Origin of the sequence: Pseudomonas gessardii (assembly GCF_001983165.1) — a bacterium.
GTDB classification, from domain to species: domain Bacteria; phylum Pseudomonadota; class Gammaproteobacteria; order Pseudomonadales; family Pseudomonadaceae; genus Aquipseudomonas; species Aquipseudomonas gessardii.
Map to the genome: position 1 here is coordinate 1 of NZ_MNPU01000023.1, position 26,368 is coordinate 26,368.

The 26,368-nt window shown below is 59.6% G+C and carries 21 protein-coding genes; 10 read left to right on the top strand and 11 right to left on the bottom strand.

What is annotated here, in order from left to right:
- Positions 1-132 precede the first annotated feature (132 nt).
- Positions 133-1,257 carry a methyltransferase gene (locus BLL38_RS16725; protein ID WP_076963556.1) on the bottom strand — a complete coding sequence of 375 codons (1,125 nt, stop codon included), beginning with the start codon at positions 1,255-1,257 and terminating at the stop codon, positions 133-135.
- 176 nt (positions 1,258-1,433) lie between these two features.
- Positions 1,434-2,144: an autoinducer binding domain-containing protein gene (locus tag BLL38_RS16730; protein WP_076963557.1), complete on the bottom strand. Its 711-nt coding sequence runs from the start codon at positions 2,142-2,144 to the stop codon at positions 1,434-1,436.
- Between the two features lie 12 nt (positions 2,145-2,156).
- On the opposite strand from BLL38_RS16730, the gene BLL38_RS30610 reads away from it, so the two are divergent.
- Entirely contained in the window at positions 2,157-2,369 is a 213-nt protein-coding gene (locus BLL38_RS30610) for a hypothetical protein (protein ID WP_130898234.1), read from the top strand.
- Between the two features lie 247 nt (positions 2,370-2,616).
- Positions 2,617-3,393, top strand: coding sequence for a ferredoxin--NADP reductase (locus BLL38_RS16735; RefSeq protein ID WP_076963558.1), 777 nt, complete (start codon positions 2,617-2,619; stop codon positions 3,391-3,393).
- A 61-nt stretch (positions 3,394-3,454) separates the two neighbouring features.
- Here the strand turns inward: BLL38_RS16735 and mscL are convergent, their stop codons facing one another.
- Entirely contained in the window at positions 3,455-3,871 is a 417-nt protein-coding gene (gene mscL / locus BLL38_RS16740; RefSeq protein ID WP_076963559.1) for a large-conductance mechanosensitive channel protein MscL, read from the bottom strand.
- A gap of 288 nt (positions 3,872-4,159) precedes the next feature.
- Between mscL and BLL38_RS16745 the strand changes: the two genes are divergently transcribed.
- The 3 genes from BLL38_RS16745 to radA all read left to right on the top strand — a co-directional run bounded on the left by BLL38_RS16745 (position 4,160) and on the right by radA (position 7,696).
- A complete protein-coding gene (locus tag BLL38_RS16745; RefSeq protein WP_076963560.1) occupies positions 4,160-5,701 on the top strand; it encodes a catalase in 1,542 nt (513 codons plus the stop codon).
- A gap of 61 nt (positions 5,702-5,762) precedes the next feature.
- Positions 5,763-6,293, top strand: a complete 531-nt coding sequence (locus tag BLL38_RS16750; RefSeq protein WP_076963561.1) for an ankyrin repeat domain-containing protein — start codon at positions 5,763-5,765, stop codon at positions 6,291-6,293.
- Between the two features lie 35 nt (positions 6,294-6,328).
- Complete coding sequence (gene radA, locus BLL38_RS16755) at positions 6,329-7,696, top strand: DNA repair protein RadA (RefSeq protein ID WP_057441136.1); 1,368 nt, start codon at positions 6,329-6,331, stop codon at positions 7,694-7,696.
- Positions 7,697-7,730: 34 nt separating this feature from the next.
- Here the strand turns inward: radA and BLL38_RS16760 are convergent, their stop codons facing one another.
- Positions 7,731-8,099, bottom strand: a complete 369-nt coding sequence (locus tag BLL38_RS16760) for a PilZ domain-containing protein (protein WP_076963562.1) — start codon at positions 8,097-8,099, stop codon at positions 7,731-7,733.
- A 172-nt stretch (positions 8,100-8,271) separates the two neighbouring features.
- Here BLL38_RS16760 and BLL38_RS16765 point away from each other — a divergent pair, with 172 nt between their 5' ends.
- The 3 genes from BLL38_RS16765 to yjiA all read left to right on the top strand — a co-directional run bounded on the left by BLL38_RS16765 (position 8,272) and on the right by yjiA (position 11,689).
- Positions 8,272-10,338 carry a carbon starvation CstA family protein gene (locus BLL38_RS16765; protein WP_076963563.1) on the top strand — a complete coding sequence of 689 codons (2,067 nt, stop codon included), beginning with the start codon at positions 8,272-8,274 and terminating at the stop codon, positions 10,336-10,338.
- A gap of 15 nt (positions 10,339-10,353) precedes the next feature.
- On the top strand, positions 10,354-10,551 hold the full coding sequence (locus BLL38_RS16770; protein WP_032861855.1) for a YbdD/YjiX family protein: 198 nt from the start codon (positions 10,354-10,356) through the stop codon (positions 10,549-10,551).
- 178 nt (positions 10,552-10,729) lie between these two features.
- On the top strand, positions 10,730-11,689 hold the full coding sequence (yjiA, locus tag BLL38_RS16780) for a GTPase (protein ID WP_076963565.1): 960 nt from the start codon (positions 10,730-10,732) through the stop codon (positions 11,687-11,689).
- Between the two features lie 176 nt (positions 11,690-11,865).
- Here yjiA and glyA read toward each other — a convergent pair whose 3' ends face one another.
- The gene (gene glyA / locus BLL38_RS16785; RefSeq protein WP_076963566.1) at positions 11,866-13,119 is read right to left on the bottom strand and encodes a serine hydroxymethyltransferase; all 1,254 of its coding nucleotides are present in this window, start codon (positions 13,117-13,119) and stop codon (positions 11,866-11,868) included.
- Between the two features lie 277 nt (positions 13,120-13,396).
- Positions 13,397-17,248: a bifunctional diguanylate cyclase/phosphodiesterase gene (locus BLL38_RS16790; protein ID WP_076963567.1), complete on the bottom strand. Its 3,852-nt coding sequence runs from the start codon at positions 17,246-17,248 to the stop codon at positions 13,397-13,399.
- Between the two features lie 511 nt (positions 17,249-17,759).
- On the opposite strand from BLL38_RS16790, the gene ettA reads away from it, so the two are divergent.
- Together ettA and gdhA are read left to right on the top strand one after the other, a co-directional pair.
- Entirely contained in the window at positions 17,760-19,424 is a 1,665-nt protein-coding gene (gene ettA / locus BLL38_RS16800; protein ID WP_029292090.1) for an energy-dependent translational throttle protein EttA, read from the top strand.
- Between the two features lie 348 nt (positions 19,425-19,772).
- Positions 19,773-21,110, top strand: a complete 1,338-nt coding sequence (gene gdhA / locus BLL38_RS16805) for an NADP-specific glutamate dehydrogenase (RefSeq protein ID WP_076963568.1) — start codon at positions 19,773-19,775, stop codon at positions 21,108-21,110.
- Between the two features lie 143 nt (positions 21,111-21,253).
- Here gdhA and BLL38_RS16810 read toward each other — a convergent pair whose 3' ends face one another.
- From BLL38_RS16810 to BLL38_RS16830, 5 genes are all read right to left on the bottom strand, one after another.
- Positions 21,254-21,610: a hypothetical protein gene (locus BLL38_RS16810; RefSeq protein WP_076963569.1), complete on the bottom strand. Its 357-nt coding sequence runs from the start codon at positions 21,608-21,610 to the stop codon at positions 21,254-21,256.
- 155 nt (positions 21,611-21,765) lie between these two features.
- Positions 21,766-22,851, bottom strand: coding sequence for a type I restriction endonuclease (locus BLL38_RS16815; RefSeq protein WP_076963570.1), 1,086 nt, complete (start codon positions 22,849-22,851; stop codon positions 21,766-21,768).
- A 264-nt stretch (positions 22,852-23,115) separates the two neighbouring features.
- Positions 23,116-23,418, bottom strand: coding sequence for a chorismate mutase (locus BLL38_RS16820; protein WP_076963571.1), 303 nt, complete (start codon positions 23,416-23,418; stop codon positions 23,116-23,118).
- A 311-nt stretch (positions 23,419-23,729) separates the two neighbouring features.
- Positions 23,730-25,583, bottom strand: coding sequence for an Lnb N-terminal periplasmic domain-containing protein (locus BLL38_RS16825; protein WP_076963572.1), 1,854 nt, complete (start codon positions 25,581-25,583; stop codon positions 23,730-23,732).
- Between the two features lie 96 nt (positions 25,584-25,679).
- Positions 25,680-26,168, bottom strand: coding sequence for a DUF3015 domain-containing protein (locus BLL38_RS16830; RefSeq protein WP_029292080.1), 489 nt, complete (start codon positions 26,166-26,168; stop codon positions 25,680-25,682).
- Positions 26,169-26,368 lie beyond the last annotated feature (200 nt).

Genomic DNA, 26,368 nt, shown 5'->3' on the forward strand with positions numbered 1-26,368 from the left:
CCTCGGGCTGGTCTCGATACTGGATACGATAAACCGACTTAACCGTATAACCTGAACCGCCGTATACGGAACCGTACGTACGGTGGTGTGAGAGGACGGCGGATGTGAATCCGCCTCCTACTCGATCGTGGCTTATTTGCGGGCCTTGAGAATCACGAATTTAGGGGTTGCCGCCACCTGCTCCACCCCGCGGAACAGCCGCGCCAGCTTGCTGTGATAACCCAGGTGACGGTTGCCGACGATATACATCGCGCCGCCAACTACCAGCGCTTCGCGGGCCTGCTGGAACATGCGCCAGGCAAGGAAATCCCCCACCACCTGCTGCTGGTGGAACGGTGGGTTGCACAGCACCACATCCAACGATTGCGGCGCCTGGTCCGCCAGGCCGTCGCCGGGGCGAATGGTCACGGGGCGATCACCCAGGGCCGTGTGCCAGTTCTCGGCGGCTGATTGCACGGCCATGTAGGACTCGTCCACCAGGGTGTACTGCGCCTCGGGGTTTTGCAGGGCGCTGGCAATCGCCAATACGCCATTGCCGCAACCCAGGTCTGCCACGCGTGCGCTGCCCAGGTTGTGCGGCAGGTGCGGGAGAAACACCCGAGTGCCGATGTCCAGGCCCTCGCGGCAGAACACATTGGCGTGGTTGAGCAACTCGATGGCTGGGGTGTCCAGGCGGTAACGCGTGGGGTAGGGCGATACCGCCTGGGGCCGGTCGGCCAGGGTGGCAATCAGCAGCCGTGCCTTTTTCACCGCCAGTGACGCGTGCATCGGCCCGATGTAGCGCTCCAGCAGTTCACCGGCGGCGCGCGGCAGATGCTTGACCATCGCGCCGGCGATCACTTCGGCGCCGGGTGCCAGTTGGCCTTGCAGGCGGATCAGCTGTTCTTCCAGCAACGCCAGGGTTTTTGGCACCCGGATCAGCACACGATCGAAGGGCCCGCGCGGCACCTGGCTGGCTGGCACGATCGACACGGCATCGAAGGTCTTGTGGTTGCGCACCAGGTTTTTTTGCAGGGCCTGGGTGCCCAGGAACGAATCGCCGCTGGTGGTGACACGCACATGCCCCTCAAGGCTGGCCGCCAGTGCGCCGAAACTGTCATTGAGCACCAGCACGCGGGTACTGCTGGCCGGTTGCTGCTCGGCCAGGTAGGCGAGCATATATTCGTCGGCCGCATCGAAGGCTTGCAGTGGTTCGTTTTGCTGCTCGGGCTGGCGGATCAGGTCGAGTTGGGCGAAGGGGCTATCGAGCAGGGGCATGGCGGGGGAAACTCTGGATAATCGACGGGTGTTCCGGGCCTGGGCGAGGAACCTTCTGAGTGGACTGCGACGCAGGCTTTGATGGGCGGCGTCATCACTCAGAACTGGTCGTAAATGTTACGTTTTTTTCACGGGGATTACATTCGGTGTTTTCAGTCGGATCGATGCAGGGGGCACTAGAAAAGGCCATGCCTCATGGCCGTGAACACGGCGGCAATCTTATTGGTGACCCCCAGCTTTCTCATGGCGCTGCTGATATGAAAGCCGACGGTACGCTCTGAAAGGCACAGGATCGTTGCGATATCGGCTGCGGTCTTGCCCATGGCCGACCATTGCAGGATCTCGGTTTCGCGGTTGGTGAGTTTATTGGGGCACTGGAACACCGGCTCCTTGGCATAGGTCTGGGCGACCACGGTATGCAGGGCATGGCATATCCACAGGACCTGGCCCGCTTTCTCGTAGAGTTCATGGGCGCACACCGGACGCTCGCGCCGCCCCAGGCGGATCATGCTGAAAAAACCCCGGAAGTCATGCACCGACTGGGCCCAGCCATAACTCAGCCCTTGGGTTTGTACGTGAACCCACATGTCAGGTACTGCTGAAAAGGTCTTCTCTTCCCAGACGAGCGGTAGCACATCGCGTCTACAGTGAGAGACCAAGGGATCTATTTCAAAGTAGTTTTCTGCTTTGTAGATTCTGTTCCATTCATCTGGATAGTTGTTGAGGTGGATGTTCCTGTTCGGCCGGTAAAGAGCATTGGAGCCCATTATAAAACCGCAATATTCAAAGCCTAGCTCATATGTAATGTTCAGAGCGGCGTCAAACATCGTGGTCACCTCATCCTCACCTTCAAGTTTGGGTACGCGTGTGTTTCGCCAGTTGACCATCGATCACACTCCATGAGTCATATCCTGATTGTCTGTAACGAACGTCCTGATAGCGTTACCGGATCGAGTGTAGGACAGCATCCAAAACCAGGATGGGAATTTTCGCACTTAGCAGGGCGTTTCTTAGCGGAAATGATCGTTGGCGTGTTGTTGAACAAATGTGCTTGGGTGGGCGCGCAAGCTAGAGGTTTTTATATTTTTCATAAACTTATTGAAGGTCGCTAACGCATGCGGCACATGAAGGATAGTTGGAGGTAACGCCTATGGGCAGGAGCTAATAGCTAAATAGTTTTAGTTGGCGTCATATTGCCATCTCTTTATGTTCAGCCTATTGACCCTACCGCGAATCGGGTTTTTTGCCCCCCGTAAACAACCTCAATGGCACACTTGGCTGGATGTCACTACAAACCAGCGGTGTTTCCGGGCGACGCTTTGGGGGACACTAGGGGTTACCTGTAGAGCGGAGCCCCCCATGACGGCCAGTGCGGAAAAATTCACACGCCAGACCCTGATCGATGTGCAGTCATTGACCCCCAGCCTGTTTACCCTGCGCACCACCCGCGATCCGGGTTTTCGTTTCACCGCCGGGCAGTTCGTGCGCCTGGGCGTGACCAAGCCCGATGGCAGCCTGGTGTGGCGTGCCTACTCGGTGGTGTCGTCGCCCTTCGATGAGTTCCTGGAGTTTTTCTCTATCGTGGTTCCCGGCGGGGAGTTCACCAGTGAGCTGAGCCGCTTGCGCGTGGGCGATGAGCTGCTGGTGGAGCGTCAGTCCACCGGCTTCTTGACCCTGAATCGATTTGTCGATGGCCGCGACCTGTGGTTGCTGGGCACCGGCACGGGGATCGCGCCGTTTCTGTCGATTCTGCAGGACTTTGAAGTCTGGGAAAAATTCGAGCGCATCATCCTGGTCTACAGCGCCAGGGAAGCCCGGGAGCTGGCCTACCAGAGCCTTATCAAGCAATTGGGCGAGCGTGAGTACCTGAGCGAATACGCCCATAAACTCACCTACCTGCCCCTCGTGACCCGTGAGCAGCATCCAGGTGCATTGAATGGGCGGATCACCACCCTGATCGAGAATGGCGAACTGGAGCGTGCAGCAGGCGTGGCACTGACGCCGGAGCATTCGCGGGTGATGATTTGCGGCAACCCGCAGATGATTGATGACACCCGGCAATTGCTCAAGCAGCGCGATATGCAGTTGAGCCTGACGCGTCGGCCAGGGCAGGTGGCGGTAGAAAACTACTGGTAAAAAAAGGCGCCCGGTGAGAGGCGCCTTTTTGATTCAACGGCCGACAGGGGTTGCGGGCCGGCTACAGGGGCTTGTTGTTCTGGGCCTTGAGCAGATCGCGGATCTCTCCCAGCAGTTCCTCTTCCTTGGTGGGCACCGGTGGCAGGCTTGGCGCGGCAGCTTCTTCACGCTTGAGACGGTTGATGGCCTTGACGCCCATGAAGATTGCGAACGCGACGATCACAAAGTCGATGATGCTCTGGATGAATTTGCCGTAGGCCAGGACCACCGCCGGGACGTCGCCCTGGGCTGCCTTGAGCGTTACCGCCAGATCACCGAAGTCCACACCACCGATCAACAGGCCGATGGGAGGCATCACCACGTCGCCTACAAAGGATGAAACAATTTTGCCGAAGGCTGCGCCGATGATAATACCGACGGCCATGTCGACCACATTACCTTTGACCGCGAAGGCCTTGAACTCACTGATCACGCCCATAGGTTATTCCTTGTTACAGTTGAGAGGAGAGGAAGTCAGTGTAAGTCAGTCTGCAGTGGCCTGCTTGATACAACTGCTAACACTGTTCGTTGTAATCGACACATTAAATCGCAAATAGTTTGCAAAGTGCCATCAATCGCGCGCGAAATAGCCGGCATTTCAACGCTTTACCACACTATTTTTTCAATCGGCTTGGTATGTGTTTTCTATTTATCTTCTGGCGCCAGGATCACTAGCCTCTGGCAAGCACCTGTAAAAGTGCATTACAAAAAACCAGAGGATTGCTTGATGAAAAACCTTACTAGCCGCAGGTCTATTGCTGCGCGCAATCTGCTGTTGATTGCCAGTACCAGCCTATTGTCGTTGTCGGTCAGCGCCGCCAACCTGACCCGCGATAATGGCGCGGCCGTAGGCGACAACCAGAACTCGCAAACCGCCGGCGCCAACGGCCCGGTCCTGCTGCAGGATGTGCAACTGATCCAGAAGTTGCAGCGCTTTGACCGTGAACGCATCCCCGAGCGTGTGGTGCATGCCCGTGGCACCGGCGCCCACGGCACCTTCACCGTCACCGATAACCTCAGCGACCTGACCAAGGCCAAAGTGTTTGCCGCCGGCGAGACCACGCCGGTGTTTGTACGTTTCTCCGCTGTAGTCCACGGCAACCACTCCCCGGAAACCCTGCGTGACCCCCGTGGTTTCGCCACCAAGTTCTATACCACCGAAGGTAACTGGGACTTGGTGGGCAATAACTTCCCGACGTTCTTTATCCGCGATGCCATCAAGTTCCCGGACATGGTGCATGCCTTCAAGCCGGACCCGCGCACTAACCTGGATGACGACTCCCGTCGCTTCGACTTCTTCTCCCATGTTCCAGAGTCCACCCGTACCCTCACCGAGTTGTATTCGGACTCCGGCACCCCGGCCAGCTATCGCGAGATGGACGGCAATAGCGTACATGCCTACAAGTTGATCAACGCCAAGGGCGAAGCGCACTACGTCAAGTTTCGCTGGAAGAGCCTGCAAGGCATCAAGAACCTGGATCCCAAACAAGTTATCGACGTCCAGGGCCGTGATTACAGCCATATGACAAACGACCTGGTGACCCATATCAACCAGGGCGACTTCCCCAAGTGGGACTTGTACGTGCAAGTACTCAAGCCCGAAGAACTGGCCAAGTTCGATTTCGACCCGTTGGACTCCACCAAGATCTGGCCCGATGTTCCCGAGCGCAAAGTCGGGCAAATGGTGTTGAACCGCAACCCGGGCAATGTATTCCAGGAAGTCGAGCAAGTCGCCATGGCCCCGTCCAACCTGATACCGGGTATCGAACCGTCGGAAGACCGTATGCTGCAAGGCCGGTTATTCTCCTATGCCGATACGCAAATATACCGTCTGGGCGCCAATGCCCTGCAACTGCCCATCAACGCGCCACGGGTCACCGTCAACAACGGTAACCAGGATGGTGCAATGAACGTGGGCAAGACCAGCACGGGCGTGAACTACCAGCCAAGCCGCCTGGAACCCCGGCAAGAGCCGCAAGGCGCGCGCTACAGCCAGATGCCCCTGGCCGGTAGCACCCAGCAGGCGAAGATCCAGCGCGAGCAGAACTTCAAGCAAGCAGGCGATCTGTACCGCTCCTTCAGCAAGAAGGAACGCCAGGACTTGATCGAGAACTTCGGTGGTTCCCTGGCGACCTCGGATGACGTCAGCAAGCACATCATCCTGTCGTTCCTCTACAAGGCCGACCCGGAGTACGGCACGGGCGTGGCCAAGGTGGCCAAGGGCGACCTGGCGCGGGTCAAGGCCCTGGCGGAAAAACTGACGGACTGATCCAGCCCTTCTGTAGGCGCGAGCACGCTCGCGCCTACAGAAGCCGTAGAGGAGGTTGAAGATGCGTAGCTTTATAGGGGCACTATTGACCTGCTGGTCCTTGAGTGTGTTCGCCGACCCGCAGGCCCTCAAGGCGCAGTTACAGGATTACTACTTCGACGCCGCCCGGCGTGGCGACGTGGAAATGCTCACGACCTTTATCGAATCGGGCTATTCCTTGAATACCGTCGATGACAAGGGCTACACCGCGCTGATCCTGGCCGCCTATCACGGGCACGAACCGGTCGTGGAGCAACTGCTGGCCGCCGGTGCCGATGCCTGTGTCCAGGACAAACGTGGCAATACGGCACTGATGGGTGCGATCTTCAAGGGCGAGCTGAGCATTGCCCGACGCTTGCTGGGCACCGCCTGCAACCCCGACCAGCGCAACGGCGCCGGACAGACGGCGGCCATGTACGCCGGGCTGTTCAAGCGCGTCGAATTGCTCGACGCACTCAAGGCCCAGGGCGCCGACCTGGACGCCGAAGACCCGCTGGGCAACAGCGCCACACGATTGGCCAACGGTGAAATCCGTACCGCAGCGCCACGCTGAGCTATCATCGCGGTTTTTCGGTTGGAGGTTCTCAGATGGCAAAGGCCAAGCGCATGTACGGCTGCACGGAGTGCGGCGCGACCTTTCCCAAATGGGCGGGCCAGTGTGGCGAATGCGGGGCGTGGAACACCCTCACTGAAACCATGATTGAAAGCGGCGGCGCAGCGGCACCCAGCGGTCGCTCCGGCTGGACCGGGCAACAAGCCCAGATCAAGACCCTGGCAGAAGTCAGCGTCGAAGAAATCCCGCGTTTTTCCACGGCGTCCGGCGAGCTCGACCGGGTACTCGGCGGTGGCCTGGTGGACGGCTCGGTGGTACTGATCGGCGGCGATCCGGGCATCGGCAAGTCAACCATCCTCCTGCAGACCCTGTGCAGCATCGCCAGCCGCATGCCGGCCTTGTACGTCACCGGCGAAGAGTCCCAGCAACAGGTGGCCATGCGCGCTCGCCGCCTGGGCTTGCCCCAGGACCAACTGCGGGTCATGACCGAAACCTGTATCGAAAGCATCATTGCCACCGCCCGTGTGGAAAAACCCAAGGTGATGGTGATCGACTCGATCCAGACAATCTTCACCGAGCAACTGCAATCGGCGCCGGGCGGGGTGTCCCAGGTGCGTGAGAGTGCAGCGTTGCTGGTGCGCTACGCGAAGCAGAGCGGCACGGCGATTTTCCTGGTGGGCCATGTCACCAAGGAAGGCGCGCTGGCCGGCCCGCGGGTGCTGGAGCATATGGTCGATACGGTGCTGTATTTCGAGGGTGAGTCCGATGGACGCCTGCGCCTGTTGCGGGCGGTAAAAAACCGGTTTGGCGCGGTCAACGAGCTGGGGGTGTTCGCCATGACGGACCGGGGGCTGAAAGAAGTCTCCAATCCTTCGGCGATCTTTCTGACCCGCGCCCAGGAAGAAGTGCCGGGCAGTGTGGTGATGGCAACGTGGGAGGGCACCCGGCCGATGCTCGTGGAAGTCCAGGCCCTGGTGGACGACAGCCATCTGGCCAACCCGCGCCGGGTGACCCTGGGCCTGGATCAGAACCGCCTGGCGATGCTGCTGGCGGTGCTGCATCGCCACGGCGGGATTCCGACCCATGACCAGGACGTGTTCCTCAACGTGGTCGGCGGGGTCAAGGTGCTGGAAACCGCGTCGGACCTGGCCTTGATGGCGGCCGTGATGTCGAGCCTGCGCAATCGGCCGCTGCCCCATGACCTGCTGGTCTTTGGCGAGGTGGGCCTGTCGGGTGAAGTGCGCCCGGTGCCCAGTGGCCAGGAGCGGCTCAAGGAAGCCGCCAAGCATGGCTTCAAGCGCGCCATCGTGCCCAAGGGCAATGCGCCGAAGGAGGCGCCGCCGGGGTTGCAGGTGATTGCGGTGACGCGGCTGGAGCAGGCACTGGATGCCTTGTTTGAATAGCCCGCAACACTAGAAAACCAATGTGGTTGGGCGGTCAGAGGATCAGCAGCTCGCCCAGCTCCCGATGCAGCTCTTCCTCATCTCCCAGGTTCAGCTCGATCAACCTGCGCAAATGGCTGATCGAATCCAGGTCGATATGCGTGCACACAAACCCCAGTTGCCCCTTGTCGTCATGGGTCAGCCGCACTTGCATGCTCACGTCCGTGTCGGCGTCCAGGTGAATGTCCACCTCAAAGGGCTCGTCGTCCTTGCCCAACCAGGGCGCAGGCTTTTGCACCAGCAGCCCCTTGAGCGATAAATCCACCAGTTGCACCTGCCATTGCTGGCCGCCTTGCTTAAGCTCGGTCTTGGCATTGAAGGCAATCCGCCGAAAACGGCGGCGATCTGACGGCTGGTCGCTCATGGTGAAGCCCTCTGGAGATACAAGGATTGTAGCCTTACCGCATTATCGGGCGTTTATTTCGTTTTTTTCGCCCCGGCAAGGCTCTAGACCAACGTAGGGGGCTGGTCTTTAGGGCCCAGCGCGCTAAACTCGGACTGGCTGTCTTTCTGTCCAACCTGGCTGGAATATAAAAATGAAAAATAATAATAGCCTGCTCCGCCACCTACCCTGGCTGTTGCTGGCAATCGTAGGCGCGTGCGCCCTGGGCGTCGTGGCTTTGCGGCGCGGCGAGGCGATCAACGCCTTGTGGATTGTAGTCGCGGCAGTCGCCATTTATCTGGTGGCTTATCGTTACTACAGCCTGTTCATCGCCAATAACGTGATGCAACTCGATCCACGGCGGGCCACCCCCGCAGTGATCAACAACGACGGTCTGGACTATGTGCCGACCAACAAACATATTCTTTTTGGTCACCACTTTGCCGCCATTGCTGGTGCGGGGCCTTTGGTCGGCCCGGTACTGGCGGCGCAGATGGGCTACCTGCCAGGTACCTTGTGGCTGATTGCCGGCGTGGTGTTGGCGGGTGCGGTGCAGGATTTCATGATCCTGTTCCTCTCCACCCGTCGCAACGGCCGTTCCCTGGGGGACATGGTCCGCGAAGAGATGGGTCGCATTCCCGGGACCATCGCGCTGTTTGGCTGCTTCCTGATCATGATCATCATCCTCGCGGTGCTGTCGCTGATCGTGGTCAAGGCCCTGGCCGAAAGCCCGTGGGGCATCTTTACGGTGATGGCGACCATCCCGATCGCGATGTTCATGGGCGTGTACATGCGCTACATCCGCCCGGGCCGCATCGGCGAGATCTCGGTCATCGGCGTGCTGTTGCTGCTGGGGTCGATCTGGCTCGGCGGGCAGATTGCCGCTGATCCGGTATGGGCCAAGGCCTTCACCTTCACCGGGATCCAGATCACCTGGATGCTGGTCGGCTACGGCTTTGTGGCGGCGGTCTTGCCGGTGTGGCTGATCCTGGCGCCGCGTGACTACCTGTCTACATTCCTGAAAATCGGCACCATCATCGCCCTGGCGATTGGCATCCTGGTCACCATGCCCGACCTGAAAATGCCGGCGCTGACCCAGTTTATCGATGGTACTGGCCCGGTGTGGAAGGGCGGCCTGTTCCCGTTCCTGTTCATTACCATCGCCTGTGGCGCGGTATCGGGTTTCCATGCGCTGATTTCCTCGGGCACCACGCCCAAGCTGTTGGCCAATGAAGCCCACTCGCGCTATATCGGTTATGGCGGCATGTTGATGGAGTCGTTCGTGGCCATCATGGCCATGGTTGCCGCCTCGGTGATCGAGCCAGGCGTGTACTTCGCCATGAACAGCCCAGCGGCGATTGTCGGCACTGATGTGGTGACCGTGGCGCAAACCGTTAGCAGCTGGGGCTTTGCGATTACCCCCGAAGCGCTGCAGGCAGTGGCCAACGATATCGGTGAAACCACCATCCTGGCCCGTGCCGGCGGTGCGCCGACCCTGGCGGTCGGTATTGCGCAGATCCTGCACAGTGTGCTGCCGGGTGAAAACACCATGGCGTTCTGGTACCACTTTGCGATCCTGTTTGAAGCGCTGTTCATCCTGACCGCCGTTGACGCCGGGACCCGTGCCGGGCGCTTCATGCTCCAGGACCTGCTCGGCTCCTTCGTGCCGGCGCTCAAGCGTACCGAATCCTGGACCGCCAACCTGATCGCCACCGCAGGCTGCGTGGCGATGTGGGGCTACTTGCTGTACCAGGGCGTGATCGACCCGCTGGGTGGCATCAACACCTTGTGGCCGCTGTTCGGCATCTCCAACCAGATGCTGGCCGGTATCGCGCTGATGCTCGCCACCGTGGTGCTGATCAAAATGAAGCGCCAGCGCTATATCTGGGTGACCCTGCTGCCGGCGGTCTGGCTGCTGATCTGCACCACCACCGCAGGTTTCATCAAGCTGTTCGACGCCAACCCGGCGATCGGCTTCCTGTCGCTGGCCAAGAAGTACAGCGATGCGCTGGCCAACGGCCAGATCCTGGCCCCGGCCAAGAGCATCGACCAGATGCAGCATGTGATCTGGAACGCCTACACCAACGCGACGCTGACGGTACTGTTCCTGTTCGTGGTCTTCAGCATCCTGTTCTATGCCATCAAAGTCGGCGTGGCCGCCTGGGGCACCAAGGAACGTACGGATAAAGAAGCACCATTCCAAGCCATGCCGGACGCGTGATAGAGGGTTGCAAGCATGTTCAATGACATCGGTCGCCTCGGTAAATACCTCGGTCAGGCTGCGCGCCTGATGGTCGGCATGCCCGACTACGACACCTACGTCGAGCATATGCAAACCAAACACCCGGACAAGCCGGTGATGGACTACAAGGCGTTCTTCCGCGAGCGCCAGGAAGCCCGTTACGGCGGCAAGGGCGGGCCCAAGTGCTGTTGATCCAATAGCGTTGGGCCTATGTAACCCCCTGTGGGAGCGGGCTTGTGTGGGAGCGGGCTTGCTCGCGATAGCATCACCTCGGTATACCAGGTAGACCGAGTTGCCTGCATCGCGAGCAAGCCCGCTCCCACACAAGCCCGCTCCCACATTTGTTTTGTGTTTCCTCAAGGAGAATATTTTGTCCTCTCCCATCCCCGTCACCGTCCTCAGCGGCTTCCTCGGCGCTGGCAAGACCACCTTGTTGCGCCACCTGCTCAAGGCCGAGCACGGCTTGAAAATTGCCGTGATCGAAAACGAATTCAGCGACGCTGGCATCGACACCCAGCTGCTGGGCGATGAACCGGTCCAGGTCATGACCCTGTCCAACGGCTGCGTGTGCTGCACCATCCACACCGACCTGACCAAGGCCCTGTACCTGCTGCTCGAACGCCTGGACAGCGGCGAGATCGCCTTCGACCGCCTGGTGATCGAATGCACCGGCCTGGCCGACCCGGCGCCGGTGGCCCAGACCTTTTTCATCGACGAGGAACTGCGCGAGCGCTATCTGCTTGACGGCATCATCACCCTGGTGGACGCGGCCCACGCCGAACACCACCTGAGCCAGACCATCGCCCAGGCGCAGATCGGCTTTGCTGACCGCCTGCTGGTGAGCAAGCGCGACCTGGTGGATGACGCCAGCTTCGAGGCCCTCAGCCAGCGCCTGACTCGCATCAACCGCCGTGCGCCGATCCGCGTGGTGGAACATGGCAAGATCGATTTGGCGGAACTGCTGGATGTGCGTGGCTTCAACCTCAACGCCGGCATGACCTTGCGCCCGGTCAGCCAGGCGCCGTCCATCGACCGTATTTCCAGCCTGGTACTGCGCACCGAGCAGCCACTGGATATCGACCGTCTCAGTGAGTTCATGAATGAACTGCTGGAAGAACATGGCAAGCAACTGCTGCGCTACAAGGGCGTACTGAACATCGTCGGGGAAGACCGGCGCATGGTGTTCCAAGGCGTGCTCAAGCTCTACGGGTTCGATTGGGACACCGAATGGGCCGAGGGTGAGCTGCGGGAAAGCGTGATTGTGTTTATTGCCGATGAGTTGCCGCAAGAGAAGATTCGCGCGGGCTTTGCGCGGGTTTACCAATCCTGACTTGAAACGCGACCAGTGTAGGAGCTGGCTTGCCTGCGATAGCGGTAGACCAGTCAATGATGAGTTGGCAGACCCACCGCTATCGCAGGCAAGCCAGCTCCCACATGTTGACCGCGTTCCAACAGGCATAAAAAAGCCCGGCTCAAGCGCCGGGCTTTTCATTCAAGCAACTGCAATCAAGCGCCGTATACCGGCAGCTTCTTGCAGATGGCCTTGACCTTCTCACGTACCGCGTCAATCACGGCTTCGTTGGAAAGGTCAGCCAGGATGTCGCAGATCCAGCCAGCCAGTTCCTTGCACTCTGCTTCCTTGAAGCCACGAGTGGTCACGGCCGGGGTGCCGAAGCGCAGGCCCGAGGTGACGAATGGCGAACGTGGGTCGTTCGGGACCGAGTTCTTGTTCACGGTGATGAAGGCTTTGCCCAGGGCCGCGTCAGCATCTTTACCGGAGATGTCCTGCTTGATCAGCGACAGCAGGAACAGGTGGTTCTCGGTGCCGCCGGACACCACGTCAAAACCGCGCTCGATGAACACAGTGGCCATGGCCTTGGCGTTTTTCACCACTTGTTGCTGGTAAGTCTTGAACTCAGGTTGCAACGCTTCCTTGAAGCAGATGGCCTTGGCCGCGATCACGTGCTCCAGCGGGCCGCCCTGGGCGCCCGGGAAGACTGCGGAGTTCAGCTTCTTCTCGATCTCGGCGTTGGCGCGCGCCAGGATCAGGCCGCCACGTGGACCGCGCAGGGTTTTGTGGGTGGTGGTGGTCACGACGTCAGCGTAAGGCACCGGGTTCGGGTAGATGCCTGCGGCGACCAGACCGGCCACGTGGGCCATGTCGACGAACAGGTAGGCACCCACTTTGTCGGCGATTTCACGGAAACGTGGGAAGTCGAGGATCTGCGAGTAGGCAGAGAACCCGGCCACGATCATTTTTGGCTTGTGCTCGACCGCCAGGCGCTCGACTTCGTCGTAGTCGATCAGGCCGTTGCCGTCGATGCCGTACTGGACGGCGTTGTACAGCTTGCCGGAGGAGGATACGCCAGCGCCGTGGGTCAGGTGACCGCCGTGGGCCAGGCTCATGCCCAGGATGGTGTCACCGCCTTGCAGCAGGGCCAGGTAAACGGCGCTGTTGGCTTGGGAGCCAGCGTGTGGCTGGACGTTGGCGTAGTCGGCGGCGAACAGTTCCTTGGCACGGTCGATGGCCAGTTGTTCGACGATATCGACGAATTCGCAACCGCCGTAGTAACGCTTGCCCGGATAACCTTCGGCGTACTTGTTGGTCAGAACCGAACCTTGAGCCTCCATCACCGCAGGGCTGGTGTAGTTTTCCGAAGCGATCAGCTCAATGTGCTCTTCCTGGCGCACGGCTTCTTGCTCCATGGCGGCAAAGAGATCGGCGTCGTACTTGGCAATAGTCAAATCACGGCTGAACATGGCGGTCCTCAAGGATCGGGGGCAGAAAAGAGGGGCATTCTAACCCAATGGGTTTTAGATGGCATATGAAAGGACATCATGTCGCAGACAAGTGGCGTTCATGGTAGCCAGATCGTTCCCACGCTCTGCGTGGAAATGCATCCAGTGATGCTCTGCGTCAGGGCTTAAAAGCGGACGCGGAGCGTCCAGGGTGGCGCTCCCACGCAGAGCGTGGGAGCAATCAGTTTTGTGTAGATACCTATGCCGCGATGAGGCCATCTGCCCCACCACATGATTTTCAGTCGAACATGAAAAGCGCATCGTTACAGAACTGCGCCTCAAACCGATTGGCCGGCATCGGCCGCCCGAACAGGTAGCCCTGCACCTCGTCACAGCCATGCTCGCGCAGGAAGTCCAGCTGCTCATGGGTTTCCACGCCCTCGGCGATCACCGCCAGGTTCAGGCTGTGGGCCATGGCAATGATTGCCCGGGCAATCTGCGCGTCTTGCTCGCCGGACGGCAGGCCGTCGACGAAGGTGCGGTCGATCTTCAGCACGTCGATGGGGAATTGCTTGAGGTAGTTGAGCGATGAGTAGCCGGTGCCGAAGTCGTCCACGGCGATGCTCAGGCCGAGGTTTTTCAGGCTGGCGAGGATCTGCAGGGCCTCGTTGACCTCGCGCATCAGGATGCTTTCGGTCAGCTCCAACTCCAGGCACGCCGGCGGCAGGCCGGTTTCCTTGAGGATGGTGGCGATCCGCGTGCCCAACTGCCCGTCGGAGAACTGCCGCGCCGAAATATTCACCGAGACCTTGGGCACCCGCACCTTGTTCTGGTGCCAGGTCTTGAGTTGGCGGCAGGCCTCGTCGATCACCCAGTCGCCCACATCCACCACCAGGCCCAACTCTTCGAGCACTGGGATGAAATCCCCCGGCGGCACCAGGCCACGGCGTGGGTGACGCCAGCGCAGCAGGGCTTCGGCGCCGGTCAAACGTTTGCCATCGCCACTGAACTGCGGCTGGTAATAGAGCACGAATTCGTTCTGGTCCAGGGCATGGCGCAGGTCGCTTTCCAGCTCCAGGCGCTCCAGGGCGCTGGCGTTCATGTCGGCCTGGTAGAACTGGAAGTTGTTCTTGCCGCGTTCCTTGGCGTGGTACATCGCCGTGTCGGCGTTTTTCATCAGTTGGCTCAGCTCGTTGCCGTCCTGGGGGCTCAGGGCGATACCGATACTGGCGGTGACAAAAAACTCGCGACCTTCCAGCACAAACGGCCTCACCAGGCTGGCGAGGATTTGCTCGGCCACATGAATCGCCCGGTTCAGTGCCATTTCGCGGCTGACCCGTGGTTGCAAAAGCAGGGTGAACTCGTCACCGCCCATGCGCGCCACGGTATCGTCCTCGGCCACGCAGCCGAGCAGGCGGGTGGCCATTTCCTTGAGCATGCGATCGCCGGCGGCGTGGCCCAGGGAGTCGTTGATCGGCTTGAAGCGGTCGAGGTCGAGGAACATCAGCACCACCCACGACTTCTGCCGTTCGGCCGACTGCAAGGCGGTGTGCAGGCGGTCCTGGAACAGCGTGCGGTTGGGCAGGTGGGTCAAGGCGTCGTAGTAGGCCAGGCGGTGGATGCGTTGCTCGCTGGCCTTGCGCTCGCTGATATCGCTGAAAAAGCACACGTAGCTGGCCAGGTCGCCTTCGTCATCGAGCACCGCCGTAATGCCGACCCAGGCCGGGTAATGCTCGCCGCTGCGGCGCTTGAGCCACACTTCGCCTTCCCAGGTGCTGTGCTGGTGCAACTGCTTGAGTACGTAGCGCAGGTGGGCTTCCTGTTGTTCGTCGACTGTGAGCATGTTCGGCAACTGGTCGAGCACATCGGCCACGGCATAACCGCTGACCCGGCTGAAGGCTTCGTTGGCTTGCACGATATAGCCGGCCGGGTCGGTGATCAGGATCGCCGACGTTGAGTGCTCGAATACCGTGGCCGCCATGCGCAGGTCTTTCTCGGCGCGGCGTTGCTGGCTGATATCGCGGCCCACGCCGAGGATGCCCTCGAACGCGCCGTGCTCGTCCCACACCAGCACCAGGCGCAGCTCGATCGGCACCTTGCGCCCGTCGGCCCGCAGGCAATCGAACAGGAACAGCTGGGTCTGCACATCATCGCGCAGCAGGGCCAGGGCTTCGGGCTGGTCCAGGGCGCGGCTGACCCGTTCGACCAGGGTGTAGATGCCGGTCAGTTGCTGCGGGTTGGCGATGGTCGATTGCCAGCCGTTCTTGAAAATCCAGTCGACTTCATAGCCCAGCACCGCATTCACCGACGGGCTCACGTAGTTGAGGGCCAGTTTGCTGTCGGTGGAGAAAATCACGTCGCTGATGCTTTCGGCCAGCATGCGGTAGCGCTGCTCGCTGTCGCGCAGGGATTCGCTGGCTTCGATCTGGTCGGTGATGTCCTTGGCCACGCCGATAATCCGTGTGACCTGGTCGGTCTTGTCCCGGGCCAGGGCCTGTTCGCGGATCTCGAAGCGCCGCCACTGGTTGTTGCGGTGCCGAAAGCGCAACTGGCATTGCAACTGCGCCAGGTAACCGGCAGTGCGTTGTTGCTGGCGCAGGTCGTGATAGTGCTCGGCGTCTTCGGGGTGCAGCAGGATCTCCCAGAAATACTCGCCCATCTGCTGCAGTTCGTGCTTGTTGTAGCCCAGGGTGTGGCCCAGGTGGTGGTTGCTGAAGATCATGCGCTGGCTGATCACATCCTGCACATACAGGTGGTCAGGCACGGTGCGCACCACGTCCGACCAGAAGGCCTCGCGCTCCACCAGCGACAGCTCCACCAGTTTGCGGCTGGTGATATCGCTGATGCTGAGGATCACCGCCTTATAGTCGTGCTGTTCTTCCGGCAGGCGCATGACCAGCCACAGGTACTGGTCGTTGCCCTGGATGTCGCTGATTTGAATCTCCAGCTCTAGTTGTTTGTGCTCGGTCAACACAGCCTCAAGCACCTGGTAGCCAATGGCGCTGGTGTTCAGCGGGCAACCGTCGATCAAGCGTTCCCAGGCCTGTTCGCAGGACGCCACGTTCAGCAGGCGCACGGCGACCTGGTTGACCTCGGTGATACGCAGCTCCTTGAGCAGTTGCTGGCGTTGCTCGGGGCTGTTTTGCAACCAGTCCTGCAATTGCTCGCGGGTGTGCAACTGGGCTTTGTCGAAGAAACCGCGCAGGCCCGACAGGTCGAGCACGCACAAGGCCACGCCGGTGCCGTCGAAAATATCCTGGTAGCGGCGCCGGCCCTCGTTGACCTGGCGCTGGCGGCGCCGCATGTTCAGCAGCACCAGCACCGGGATCAGCGAAAAGGCCAGGCCCAGCAGGCATTTGCCGATAAACGCCGGCAGCAGTTGCTCCAGCACGGCGGCGCGATCGAACAGGCCGCGCAGTTGCCAGTCGCTTTTGCTCAAGGGGGTGACCAGAACGGTCTTGTTCAGCTCTTCGGGGGTCAGCCCGGCCGACCACTGGCTGGGCATGCCGCTGTCGCGGCTGACAACCTGATGGTTAAACTGGTTTTCAATCACCCACATCGGCCGTGGGCCCTGGCCGTCCTGGCGGGTCAGGTTGGCCAGGTAATTGGGGGCCAGGCGCAACGCCCAATAGAGCTTGGTGCCGCCGCTGGGTTGGTGCAGTAGCAGGTAGATGACCGAGCCATCGCTGTTATTGCTTAGGTAATAGGACTGGGCATGGCTGTGCTTGACCAGCTCTTCGAGCCAGGCGCTGTCCTGGCTGTTGTCGGCCGTGTCACTGATGATTGCGCCGCTGGGGGCAAGCAGGGCGACGCTGCGCAGCTCCGGCAATGAGCGCTGCAGGCTGCGCATCAAGGCCTGGTGTTGTTCTGCGTTGCGCGGCGGCTCGATGATCGGCAGCAGGTTGAGGGCGATTTGCGCGCTCAGGGCCATGTTCAGGCTGATCTGTTCGGCCAGATCGGCGCTGTAGTCGATGGTGTATTGCTGCTGGTTCTTCTGGTTTTGCTGCAGTTGGTCCAGCAGTTGCCAGAACAATAGAGCAAGCAACAGCAGGACCAGCGTCGCCAACGCGCCCTTGAGAGTTCCGTGCAGGGGGGCACCCGGCGCAATATGGGCTGCGCGCAAGGGGCTTGGCTTTGTTACGTTGGTCAAGCTGTGATCCTGCGGTTTGGCTGGACTGGCGCGCGACGTGCACTATAGGCCGGACGCCCGGAGGGCGGTTAGCATGCCCTGAGTTGTGGCAAAGTGCCAGTCCCGCCTGGCGGGACTATCAGGTCGGGCCAGTACTGATCAAGGCATCCGCCAGTCTGAATAGAATCCCTAGTGCAAAGCAACTGATAACCACAGCAGCTGTGCGGTTTATTGTCCGCGGCGTCAGCCAGGCATGCCCGCTGCGTCTGAGGCGCGCGCCGAACAGCACCCAGGCGCAGCCAACGGGGATCACCACCGCCGTGAATTGCATGACGAATTGCCCATTTTTTGGGTGGCGCGTTGCCGGGTATTGTGCCCTATCTGGGCTACAGCCGGAAAAAGCGCGGCTCAAAAGCGCCTGTCAATCTGCCCGCCGCCGCTGACTTAGGTTAACCTTGATCATTCGATGTGCTACGTACAGCGCCATGACGCTACGCAGGCCCTGTTCTCATCTTTTTACGAGGTCCACATTTTGGCTCAATACGTTTTCACCATGCATCGGTTGGGCAAAGTTGTTCCACCGAAGCGGGAAATCCTGAAAAACATTTCGCTGTCCTTCTTCCCGGGCGCCAAGATCGGCGTGCTCGGTCTCAACGGTTCGGGTAAGTCCACGCTGCTGAAAATCATGGCCGGCGTCGACACCGAATTTGAAGGCGAAGCCCGCCCGATGCCCGAACTGAACATCGGCTACCTGCCGCAAGAGCCGATCCTGGACCCGTCCAAGACCGTGCGTGAAGTGGTCGAGGAAGCCGTCAGCGTGATCAAGGACGCCCAGGCCCGCCTGGACGAGGTCTACGCCGCCTACGCCGAGCCGGATGCCGACTTCGACAAACTGGCCGCCGAACAGGCCAAGCTCGAAGCCATCCTGCAGGCCGGCGACGGTCACAACCTGGAGCGCCAGCTGGAAGTCGCCGCCGATGCCCTGCGCCTGCCGGCCTGGGACGCCAAGGTCGAGCACCTGTCCGGTGGTGAAAAGCGCCGCGTGGCCCTGTGCCGCCTGCTGCTGTCGGCCCCTGACATGCTGCTGCTCGACGAACCGACCAACCACCTGGACGCCGATTCCGTGGCCTGGCTGGAACACTTCCTCCATGACTTCCCGGGCACCGTGGTTGCGATCACGCACGACCGGTACTTCCTGGACAACGTCGCCGGCTGGATCCTGGAACTCGACCGTGGCGCCGGTATCCCTTACGAGGGTAACTACTCCGGTTGGCTGGAAGCCAAGTCCGACCGTCTGGCGGCCGAATCCAAGCAGCAGTCGGCCCATGAAAAGGCCATGAAGGACGAACTGGAATGGGTGCGCAAAGGCGCCAAGGCCCGCCAGTCGAAATCCAAGGCCCGTCTGCAACGCTTCGAGGAAATGCAGTCCCAGGAATTCCAGAAGCGCAGCGAGACCAACGAAATCTACATCCCGGCCGGTCCGCGCCTGGGTGACAAGGTCATCGAGTTCAAGAACGTCTGCAAGGGCTATGGCGACCGCGTGCTGATCGACAACCTGTCGTTCTCCATGCCTAAAGGCGCCATCGTCGGCGTGATCGGCGGTAACGGCGCGGGTAAATCCACGCTGTTCCGCATGCTGATGGGCAAGGAACAACCGGATTCGGGCACCATCGAAGTCGGCGAAACCGTGCAGTTGGCCTGTGTCGACCAGAGCCGCGAAGACCTCGACGGCAGCAAGACCGTGTTCCAGCAGATTTCCGACGGTTCCGACCAGATCCGTATCGGCAACTATGAAATCCCGTCGCGCACCTACGTGGGACGTTTCAACTTCAAGGGCGGCGACCAGCAGAAGTTCGTCAAGGACCTGTCCGGTGGTGAGCGCGGTCGCTTGCACCTGGCCCTGACCCTGAAAGAGGGCGGCAACGTCCTGCTGCTCGACGAACCGTCCAACGACCTCGACGTTGAAACCCTGCGTTCCCTGGAAGAAGCCCTGCTGGACTTCCCGGGCGCCGCGATTGTGATCTCTCACGACCGGTGGTTCCTTGACCGCGTGGCCACGCACATCCTGGCGTACGAAGACGACTCGCAAGCGGTGTTCTTTGAAGGCAACTACACCGAGTATGAAGCCGATCGCAAGAAGCGCCTGGGCGAAGCGGCTGCCCAGCCGCACCGGGTACGGCACAAGAAACTGGCCTGAATCGGGTCGGTGGTTTGAAAAGCGGAGCCTTCGGGCTCCGTTTTTTTTGGCGCAATAGAGAGGGGCCGAGGTGACTTCATCGCAGGCAAGTCAGCTCCCACATCAGATCGAGTACCTCTGCTACGACCCGGTCAAATGTGGGAGCTGGCTTGCCTGCGATAGCGGTTTAACTATTGGTGCATCTCTGGCATTGAAATCCCTGTTGGAGGGCAGAAAATCAGGGTTATTTATATCTATTGCACCATTTAAATTCACAAAAGCGACATTTTGCCCTGTCACGGTGCGACATGAATTGATAAAGTCCTGGGCAAATCGCCATTAACGACAATAAATCTGCCGAGACTTTTCATGATCGAATCCGTCGAATCCTTCCTTGCCCGCCTCAAAAAACGCGACCCGGACCAGCCGGAATTCCACCAAGCTGTGGAAGAAGTCCTACGCAGCCTGTGGCCTTTTCTTGAAGCCAATCCCCACTACCTGACCTCGGGCATTCTGGAGCGTATCTGCGAGCCGGAACGGGCCATTACCTTCCGGGTATCGTGGGTCGATGACCAGGGCAAGGTCCAGGTCAATCGCGGTTTCCGTATCCAGATGAACAGCGCCATCGGCCCCTATAAAGGCGGCTTGCGCTTTCACCCGTCGGTCAACCTGGGGGTGCTGAAATTCCTCGCTTTCGAGCAGACCTTCAAGAACTCCCTGACCTCGCTGCCCATGGGCGGCGGCAAGGGCGGCTCGGACTTTGACCCCAAGGGCAAGAGCGACGCCGAAGTCATGCGTTTCTGCCAGTCGTTCATGAGCGAGTTGTACCGCCATATTGGCGCGGACGTGGACGTACCGGCCGGCGATATCGGCGTGGGTGCCCGGGAAATCGGTTTCCTGTTTGGCCAGTACAAGCGCCTGAGCAACCAATTCACCTCGGTATTTACCGGCAAGGGCATGAGCTACGGCGGCAGCCTGATCCGCCCGGAAGCCACCGGTTTTGGTTGTGTGTACTTTGCCGAGGAGATGCTCAAGCGCCAGGGCCAGCGCGTCGAAGGCAAGCGTGTGGCGGTTTCCGGCTCAGGCAACGTCGCGCAATACGCGGCACGCAAGGTCATGGACCTGGGCGGCAAGGTGATTTCCCTGTCCGACTCCGAAGGCACCCTGTACTGCGAGAGCGGCTTGACCGAGGAACAATGGTCGGCCCTGTTGGAGCTGAAAAATGTGCAGCGCGGACGCATCAGCGAACTGGCCTCGCGTTTCGGCCTGGAATTCCGTGCCGGCCAGGCCCCCTGGGAACTGGTGTGCGACATCGCCCTGCCATGCGCGACCCAGAACGAACTGGACGCCGAAGCCGCCCGCACCCTGCTGCGCAACGGCTGCATCTGCGTGGCCGAAGGCGCCAACATGCCCACCACCCTGGAGGCTGTGGATATCTTTATCGAAGCGGGCATCCTGTTCGCCCCGGGCAAGGCGTCGAACGCCGGCGGCGTGGCCGTGAGTGGCCTGGAAATGTCGCAAAACGCCATGCGCCTGCTGTGGACCGCCGGTGAAGTGGACAGCAAGCTGCACAACATCATGCAGTCGATCCACCATGCCTGCGTGCACTACGGTGAAGAAAACGGCCGGGTCAACTACGTGAAAGGCGCGAACATCGCCGGTTTTGTGAAAGTGGCGGATGCGATGCTGGCGCAGGGCATTGTCTAAGGCGCGACCTGAGCGACACCGATGATCCCTTGTGGGAATTGTCGAGCCCCAGCGAGGCTGCGATAGCGGTAGGTCAGTTACAGGTTGACTGCCTGGCCCAGCGCAATCGCAGCCTCGCTGGGGCTCGACAGCTCCCACATTCGTTACTGGCTGCGATAGGCCCGTGCCGCGTCGCGATCCTTCTCCTGCTGCCAGGCGCGTTCGCGCTCATCCCAATGGCGTTCCCTATACTCATTGCGGTCTTCGTTCTCACGCATGGCCTTGCACTGGCGAAAGCCATCTTCCCAGCCTTCGGCATAGGCGCGGTCTTTCAAATAGCGCGGGACGTTTTTGCGAAACGTCCCGGTGATCACCCCGGCGGCCTGGCGCCCACTGGTGCAGCCATCGTCAAACCCGTCGGCGAAGGCCGGTGGATACCCCTTGGCCAGTAACTCATCATGGGTGGATTGGCAGCCTGAAAGCGCCATCACCACCCCCAGCATCACCGCGAACCGCCACATCTCATACTCCCTGGCCATTAAGTGGCCCATATGGGAAGTCTAGAAGGGGATTCGTCGGGGAGATGTGAAGGCCGGGTGAGCAATTTGTTGGGGGGATATTTTTTGTGGTGAGCGAGCAAGCCCGCTCGCCACAGGGATCCCAGGCCGTCTGCTCGTCAGTCGTAATACCCTACGGTTTTTTTCAGGTGATCTGAGTATTCGTAAATCTCATCGATGGATGAAATTGCATGCCGGGTTTCATTCTTTTCTTCATCAAAAATACCGATGTATTTCTGACTGCGGTTGAAGTGAAGTCGGCAAATGGGCTTGCGATTATTATCGTCGAGCAAAATCCCGAAGTAGCTTTGTGTATCTCGTTGTACGATCCGCTTGGCATCGACCACTGAGCGCACGACCGCTCTTACGATGTGATAGCCCTCAAGTTCTTCAAGTGTTGTCAGAACTTTTTCCTCTGACTCGTCGCGTTCAGTGCTGGCTGTATTGGCGCTGGCAGAGACGGGTAGAGAGGTTATGGTTGGCTGGATAGCGCCACTCATGGCTGATTTGAGTCGATCATTGATTTGGTCGTTGAGAAACTGGCTTAAGGCTTTTCGGGTCAGCTCATAAAATTGCTCACGGACTTTTTGTGTAATGACGCCTTCATACACCCGAGACGCGAACACTTTGACAAAGTCATCCTCGGGCTTGCTGACCTGTGATGCGATGACCTTTTTGATTTGACTGACGTACTTCAGCTCACCAGCTGCATTGATGATTGAGTCGACATCAAAGGCAGACTTCGTCAGTTTGGTCAGTTCCGGGACTGAGTACTCATCGATGTCTAGAAGGTCCAGCTCGAGAAACGGCTTTTCATCCATTTTGTTAGGCGCATCCAGGTCCGTAAAAAACTTATAGACCTGACCGTTGGTGAGAATTGAGATTCGTGCACTCGTAACATGAAAGTAGCGAAACAGCTGCGACGCGTGATTGAGGTTCAATGGCTCACCGATTTTTTTGCATTCGATGAGTATTTGAACCTCGCCTTCCTTCATGATTGCGTAATCAATTTTTTCACCCTTTTTTGTCCCGATATCACAGACAAATTCGGGGGTCACTTCCTGGGGATCAAAGACGTCGTAACCCAACACCGTGTTGATAAATGGCATGACAAACGCATTTTTTGTAGCTTCTTCTGTTTGAATGGCAGGCCCCTGCAAGCGAACTTTTGCGGCCAGACTGGTGAGCTTTTCGAAAAATTCCATATAAGCCTCTTACCTATTCAGATCCGTGTATAGACATGGTGGCAATTTGATTGCTAGCCGATACTAGACACAAAACCCCACAAAGAGAATTGAGTAAGAGCAACTTTGTGGTAACCACAGAAAAGCTAAAACTTTCCTGAAATTTCCTTCTTATATATCAATGAGTTGGGATCTGACGAAAAATATGATTGTGTTTGCAGCGAGAACTGTTCGCTGGACCGGGATGAGTTCGTCCGACAATGAGCCCGAAAGGCACGGGTGGGGTTATGCGGTGGGTTGCGCGAGGGCAGCGTGTTCGGCCAGTTCCTGCTGGATGAAGGCGGCAATCATCGCGCGATACACCTGCTCGGTGACGTCGGGGTTGGCGCCAAGGGTTTGCGCCAAATCGCGAACCTTGCTGATGACCTGTTCGACGCGCTGGGGCGCCTTGACCCCATCGCTGTCTTTTTTGAAGTAGGCGGCCTGGGACACGAAACTGCCGCGCTCGGCCAGCAGGGCGACGATCTGGCGATCAAGGCGGTCGATGTTTTCCCGGACGTGTTCAAGGCTGGTGCAGGTAACGGCCATGTCGTAAGAACTCCTGGATGTTAAAAATGTGGGAGCGGGCTTGCCCGCGATGGCGGAGTGTCAGTTAACACGTGTGCTAGCTGACCCTTGGTCATCGCGGGCAAGCCCTAATGCCAGTCAGTTAAGCGGATTCTGCTTTCTGTAGGAGCGAGCTTGCTCGCGAAGGACGTCAACGATAACGCGTGTTTGCTAGGTAAACGCGGCGCTCTCAAGTTCTTCGCGAGCAAGCTCGCTCCTACAAAAAGGCTTAACTGACTGGCATTAGGGCAAGCCCGCTCCCACACTGGAATTTCAGTGGCCTTTGGGGCCGCTCAGTAGTGATACCACTTCAGCTCAAGCATCACTTCGTTCACCGGCGTTGCCAAGTGGCTGAACTCGCGCTGCGCACTCAGGCGCACACCCAGGTTACGTGACACTTCCCACTGTTGATTGAGGCTGATACTACGCCGTACCTCGCCATTGGTGAAAAAGTCGCCCTTGGCCTCCAGGCTCAGGTTGCCCAGCGGGTTTTTCCACAGCAGGCCGGTGTTGAAGCCGGCAGCGGGGGAGATGAATTCGTTGAAGTCATTGTTATGTTCCACGCGCACGGTGCCGAGGGCGAAGCCGAGCATGTCGTCGTGCAATTGCCAGGTGCCGCCGGCGCCACCGTTGACGTGGCTGACCAGGGTTTCGTCGTCATGCTTGCCCGGTACGCGCTCCAGGCCGCCGGTGACTTGCCAGGACAGTGGCTGCAATAGCTCATTGCGTGGGGTCAGGGAGCGGATGGTCGCCAGGTCCAGTTGCTGCAATTGCCAGTTGTTGCCTTCGTACTGGCGCAGTTTCATCTGCAGGATTTCGATCTGCGCGCCCAGGGGGAAGCCTTCGGCGTTGTCGTTGAGGTCGTGGTAGGCCATGCGCAGGCCGTATTCGCCGAAGGCCTTGTCGCCACGGGTGCCGATACCGGCTTGCCAGGTGCGCGATTCATGGCCGTTTTCCGGCAGGCCGGGGCGCTCGATCTGTAGGTCCGGCGCCGGGTTCTGGTTGATTGCCCGCAGCAACTCGAAACTGCGCTGGGAGCGTTCGCTGTCGCGCTCCAGGCCGTTGGCGCGATAGCGGCCCAGGCGGTAGGCGGCGTCGATGATCAGGGCCTGGCGGTCTTTGCCCAGGCTTTTGAACGTCGGGTCTTGCAATTGCTTCTGGTCATCGCTGATCTTCAGCACCCATTGCTGCTCGGCACTGTCCAGGGGCTTGGCGCGCTCCAGCAACTCGCGCTCGCGGGATGGGCGGTAGTCGATCTTTTCCACCAGGCCCGCGTCTTTCACCGCCTTTACCGTGTCGGTGGGGATGGCAGTCAGCGGGAACTGTTCGGTCAGGCGCAGGCCAGGGCGGGCCACTTGCAGCAGTTCCAGCAGGCGGTACGAGCAGTTTTCGTCGAAGAAGAAGTAGTCGAACTGGATCTGCTTGAGTTCCCACACGTGCTCGACCATGCGCTCGGTCTCGACCTGGGTCAGGTTCAGGCGGTATTCCCACAGGTCGCGGTTCTCCAGGCTGCGGTATTCCGAGAGTTTTTCCTGGTAGGGCACCAGGGCGAACAGGCCGGGATAACCGCCCATCAGGCCTTTCCAGGCATAGAGGATGCTGTTGTCCGAGCCTTCGATGTAGGCGCCGAAGTTGATCGCGTAGCTGAGCAGCGCAGTCTTGTTGCTTTGCACGTCAGCCTGGTCAATGCGCAGCAAGGTATGGCCGAACATCGATGACGGGCTGTTGAGATAGGCCGCCGGGAAGATCATCACCGCGCTGTGGGGCGCGACGTCCTTGAACCATTGCTTGAACTCGGCGCAGTCCACGGCGGGCAGGTCGGTCAGCTGCAACTGGTCCTTGAGCCAGCGGGTGCGGGCCGGGTACACGCATTGGGCATGTTTTTCGCCGAGGTTGGCCGGGGCGTACAGCGCATCCACGGTGGCCTTGAGCTCGGCGTCCGGGTGGTGCGCGCCGTCTTTGGCGAGGAAGAATTTCGGGTCGCTGACATAGCTGCGCCAGCCTTTGAGCTTGCCGGCTTCGTAGTGCCCCAGCGAGAGCCAGAACGGATCATTGGCCAGTTGCTGCAAACGTTGATCATCAAGGTGCGGCGCCGCAGATAGCGGGGCGCAGGCAAAGAGTGCCAGGCAGGCAAGGCGTTTGAGCATAGGGGGGCAACTTAAGTCGGAATAAATAAAGACCCGGGAAAGGGGCAGGTCCAAAAAATAAAACCCGCGCCGGGTAAGGGCGCGGGCAGGTCGAGCTTAAGCCTGGGTAGCGTATTTCGCCAGGCGGGCATCGCCCTTGAGAACAGCGATGGTGTTGGAGTGCACGTCTTCTGCGGTCACGTCAGCCTTGCTGAAGATTTGCTGGAAGTGTTCGTGAGTCACCGCGGCGAAGTGGTCGCGGTCTTCAGGGGCAACGCCCAGGACCACGGCATAGGTGGTCAGTGCTTCGCCATTGCCTTTGGCCATGTCTTCGGACAGCTCGTTCATCATGCCATTCATGGCAATCCACGATTTGCCGCCGTAAGTCAGCGCGCTGTTGGTGCTGCAACCGTTGGTGCCCGAGGTCATGCCGAAGGTGGCGTTACCGGAGGTGCCGTTGGTGGTAGAAGCCAGGAAGTGGGCTGGCGTGCCGCGCTGGCCTTCAAACAGCATGTTGCCCCAACCGCAGTTCGGGCCACCTGGCGCTTCGGCCATTGCATTGAGGGAGACAACGGTGAAGAGAGTACCGAGAAGGATCCGTTTCATAGCTTTGTTCTCTTAGTGTGCAAACCAATGGACAAGGGTTCAGGCGCCTCAAGGCGCCCTAGGGGCCAGTTATTTAGTCCAACCCGCGCAGTTTGGAGTTTAGGCATGTTCCAAGGGTTCCGTGGTTTTTTGTAAAACAATCAGTGCAGACTGGTTTTTTTGCAGGCGTCATCCCGTGTCTATGCTTTACCTCAGTCGTG

Bases quoted from the DNA above. Each gene is read 5' to 3' on its own strand.
- mscL (WP_076963559.1), bottom strand. From the start codon at position 3,871: ATGGGCGTGATCAGTGAGTTCAAGGCCTTCGCGGTCAAAGGTAATGTG.
- BLL38_RS16830 (WP_029292080.1), bottom strand. From the start codon at position 26,168: ATGAAACGGATCCTTCTCGGTACTCTCTTCACCGTTGTCTCCCTCAAT.
- BLL38_RS30610 (WP_130898234.1), top strand. From the start codon at position 2,157: ATGAGTCATATCCTGATTGTCTGTAACGAACGTCCTGATAGCGTTACC.
- BLL38_RS16770 (WP_032861855.1), top strand. From the start codon at position 10,354: ATGTTCAATGACATCGGTCGCCTCGGTAAATACCTCGGTCAGGCTGCG.
- BLL38_RS16815 (WP_076963570.1), bottom strand. From the start codon at position 22,851: ATGGAATTTTTCGAAAAGCTCACCAGTCTGGCCGCAAAAGTTCGCTTG.
- BLL38_RS16735 (WP_076963558.1), top strand. From the start codon at position 2,617: ATGACGGCCAGTGCGGAAAAATTCACACGCCAGACCCTGATCGATGTG.
- BLL38_RS16730 (WP_076963557.1), bottom strand. From the start codon at position 2,144: ATGGTCAACTGGCGAAACACACGCGTACCCAAACTTGAAGGTGAGGAT.
- BLL38_RS16750 (WP_076963561.1), top strand. From the start codon at position 5,763: ATGCGTAGCTTTATAGGGGCACTATTGACCTGCTGGTCCTTGAGTGTG.
- BLL38_RS16825 (WP_076963572.1), bottom strand. From the start codon at position 25,583: ATGCTCAAACGCCTTGCCTGCCTGGCACTCTTTGCCTGCGCCCCGCTA.
- radA (WP_057441136.1), top strand. From the start codon at position 6,329: ATGGCAAAGGCCAAGCGCATGTACGGCTGCACGGAGTGCGGCGCGACC.
- BLL38_RS16745 (WP_076963560.1), top strand. From the start codon at position 4,160: ATGAAAAACCTTACTAGCCGCAGGTCTATTGCTGCGCGCAATCTGCTG.
- glyA (WP_076963566.1), bottom strand. From the start codon at position 13,119: ATGTTCAGCCGTGATTTGACTATTGCCAAGTACGACGCCGATCTCTTT.
- BLL38_RS16820 (WP_076963571.1), bottom strand. From the start codon at position 23,418: ATGGCCGTTACCTGCACCAGCCTTGAACACGTCCGGGAAAACATCGAC.
- BLL38_RS16810 (WP_076963569.1), bottom strand. From the start codon at position 21,610: ATGTGGCGGTTCGCGGTGATGCTGGGGGTGGTGATGGCGCTTTCAGGC.
- gdhA (WP_076963568.1), top strand. From the start codon at position 19,773: ATGATCGAATCCGTCGAATCCTTCCTTGCCCGCCTCAAAAAACGCGAC.
- BLL38_RS16760 (WP_076963562.1), bottom strand. From the start codon at position 8,099: ATGAGCGACCAGCCGTCAGATCGCCGCCGTTTTCGGCGGATTGCCTTC.
- BLL38_RS16725 (WP_076963556.1), bottom strand. From the start codon at position 1,257: ATGCCCCTGCTCGATAGCCCCTTCGCCCAACTCGACCTGATCCGCCAG.
- BLL38_RS16765 (WP_076963563.1), top strand. From the start codon at position 8,272: ATGAAAAATAATAATAGCCTGCTCCGCCACCTACCCTGGCTGTTGCTG.